2 protein-coding genes are annotated in these 2,983 nt (G+C 61.9%); both read left to right on the top strand.

The window, feature by feature from the left end; genetic code table 11:
* Nucleotides 1-127: 127 nt before the first annotated feature.
* Nucleotides 128-2,521, top strand: coding sequence for a heavy metal translocating P-type ATPase (locus ACW9JC_RS29740; protein WP_457459511.1), 2,394 nt, complete (start codon nt 128-130; stop codon nt 2,519-2,521).
* Nucleotides 2,518-2,916 carry a Cu(I)-responsive transcriptional regulator gene (gene cueR / locus ACW9JC_RS29735; RefSeq protein ID WP_457459509.1) on the top strand — a complete coding sequence of 133 codons (399 nt, stop codon included), beginning with the start codon at nt 2,518-2,520 and terminating at the stop codon, nt 2,914-2,916. The genes ACW9JC_RS29740 and cueR overlap by 4 nt, the downstream gene beginning before the upstream one ends.
* Nucleotides 2,917-2,983: the final 67 nt, after the last annotated feature.

Raw genomic sequence — 2,983 nt, 5'->3', positions numbered from 1 at the left:
TACAGGCGTACACATAATTTTGTAGGAGCTGCCGAAGGCTGCGATCTTTTGCTTTGAAAAATGGCGCTTGACCTTGCCAGCATGGCAAGGTTGATCCTGTAGGCATCTTCTACAGGGAGCGCGACCGATGTCCGAATCCACCACTTTCGATCTGCCGATTGCCGGCATGACCTGCGCCAGTTGCGCCGGGCGTGTCGAGCGTGCCTTGAGCAAAGTCATCGGCGCCAGTGCCGTCAGCGTCAATCTCGCCACTGAGCAGGCTCGGGTCCAGGCGCCCGCCGACAGCCTGCCAGCCTTGATGGATGCGGTGCAAAAGGCCGGTTACAACGTGCCGCAGCAGTCGATTGAATTGAGCATCGACGGCATGACCTGCGCCTCCTGCGTCGGTCGCGTCGAGCGGGCACTGAACAAAGTGCCGGGGGTGAAGAGCGTCAGCGTCAACCTCGCCAACGAACGCGCGCACCTGGAACTGCTCGGGCAGATCGATCCGCAAACCTTGATCGCCGCCGTGACCAAGGCCGGTTACGCCGCCAGCGTCTGGGAAGCCGAGCACCCACAAACCGACACTCAACAAACCCGTCTGCACCGCGAGCGCTGGGCCTTGATCGCGGCCATCGCCCTCGCCTTGCCGCTGGTGTTGCCGATGCTGCTGCAACCGTTCGGCGTGCACTGGATGCTCCCGGCCTGGGCGCAATTCGCCTTGGCCACACCGGTGCAATTCATCTTCGGTGCACGGTTTTATGTGGCCGCGTGGAAAGCCGTGCGCGCCGGTGCCGGCAACATGGATTTGCTGGTCGCGCTCGGCACCAGCGCTGGTTATGGCTTGAGTGTCTACGAGTGGGCCACCGCCGCCGGACGTATGCCGCATCTGTATTTCGAAGCCTCGGCGGTGGTGATCGCCCTGGTGTTGCTGGGCAAATATCTGGAGAGCCGCGCCAAGCGCCAGACCGCCAGCGCCATTCGTGCGCTTGAAGCGCTGCGTCCTGAGCGGGCGATTCAGGTGATTGACGGCCAAGAACGGGACGTCGCCATCAGCGCCCTGCGCCTCAATGATCTGGTAATGGTCAAACCCGGCGAACGTTTCCCGGTGGACGGTGAAGTGGTCGAAGGCCAGAGCCATGCCGATGAAGCGTTGATCAGCGGCGAAAGCCTGCCGGTGCCGAAACAACCCGGTGACAAGGTGACCGGCGGTGCAATCAACGGTGAAGGTCGACTGCTGGTTCGCACTCAGGCGCTTGGCGCGGAAACCGTGTTGGCGCGCATCATCCGTCTGGTGGAGGACGCTCAGGCGGCGAAAGCCCCGATCCAGAAACTGGTGGATAAAGTCAGCCAGATTTTCGTCCCGGTGGTTCTGCTGCTGGCGTTGGCGACGCTGGTCGGTTGGTGGCTGTATGGCGCGCCGCTGGAAACCGCGCTGATCAACGCCGTCGCGGTGCTGGTGATCGCCTGCCCTTGTGCATTGGGTCTAGCCACGCCGACGGCGATCATGGCCGGCACTGGCGTAGCGGCGCGTTACGGGATTCTGATCAAGGACGCTGAAGCACTGGAACGTGCCCATGAAGTCAGTTCGGTGGTGTTCGACAAGACCGGCACCCTGACCTCGGGCACGCCGCGCATCGCACATTTGAGTGCCGTCGACGGTGACGAAGCCACCCTGCTGCAATGGGCCGGAGCTCTGCAACGGGGCAGCGAGCATCCGCTGGCCAAAGCTGTACTGGATGCGTGCAGAGAACGCGATTTGTCCGTGGCCGATGTCACTGACAGCCAATCCCTGACCGGGCGCGGCATCGCTGGCAACCTGGATGGTCGTCGTTTGGCGTTGGGCAACCGGCGCCTGCTGGAAGAAAGCAGTCTGAGCACAGGCGCTTTGGCTGACTCAGCCACTGCGTGGGAAACCGAAGGCCGGACGCTCTCCTGGCTGATCGAGCAAAGCCCCGCGCCGAAAGTGTTGGGCCTGTTCGCCTTCGGTGACACCCTGAAACCCGGCGCACTGCAAGCGGTTCAGCAACTCAATGCACGGCACATCAGCAGTCACCTGCTGACTGGTGACAACCGTGGCAGTGCCAAAGTCGTTGCCGAGGCGCTGGGCATCACCGACGTGCACGCTGAAGTGCTGCCGGCCGACAAAGCCGCCACCGTCGCGGCGCTGAAGAAAACCGGCGTGGTGGCGATGGTCGGTGACGGCATCAACGATGCACCGGCCTTGGCGGCGGCTGACATCGGCATCGCCATGGGCGGCGGTACCGATGTGGCCATGCACGCAGCCGGGATCACCCTGATGCGTGGCGATCCGCGTCTGGTGCCGGCGGCGCTGGAGATCAGCCGCAAGACCTACGCGAAGATCCGGCAGAACCTGTTCTGGGCCTTCGTCTACAACCTGATCGGCATTCCACTGGCGGCCTTCGGTTTCCTCAATCCGGTGCTGGCGGGTGCGGCGATGGCATTGTCGAGCGTCAGCGTGGTGAGCAATGCGTTACTGTTGAAAACCTGGAAACCCAAGGATCTGGAGGACAACCGATGAACATCGGCCAAGCGGCTCGCCACAGTGGCCTGAGCGCAAAAATGATCCGTTATTACGAGTCCATCGGTTTGCTCAAGGCTGCCCATCGCACCGACAACGGTTATCGGATGTACGGCGATGACGACCTGCATACGCTGGCGTTCATCAAGCGCTCCCGGGATCTGGGGTTTTCCCTGGAAGAGGTCGGCAAGCTGCTGACCCTGTGGCAGGACCGCCAGCGCGCCAGCGCCGATGTGAAGGCCCTCGCCCGGCAGCATATCGATGAGTTGAACCAGAAGATCCGCGAACTGGGGCAGTTGCGCGATACGTTGCAGGATCTGGTTGAGCACTGTCAGGGGGATCACCGGCCGGATTGTCCGATTCTCAAGAATCTCGAGTCGGGGTGTTGCAACTGAAAATCGGCTTGTATGTAGGAGCTGCCGAAGGCTGCGATCTTTTGATTTTAGAAGCAAAGATCAAAAG

It is taken from the genome of Pseudomonas sp. SDO5591_S426 (genome assembly GCF_054070755.1).
The sequence above is the reverse complement of the archived record's forward strand: the minus strand, read 5'-3'. Positions and strand labels throughout refer to the sequence as shown.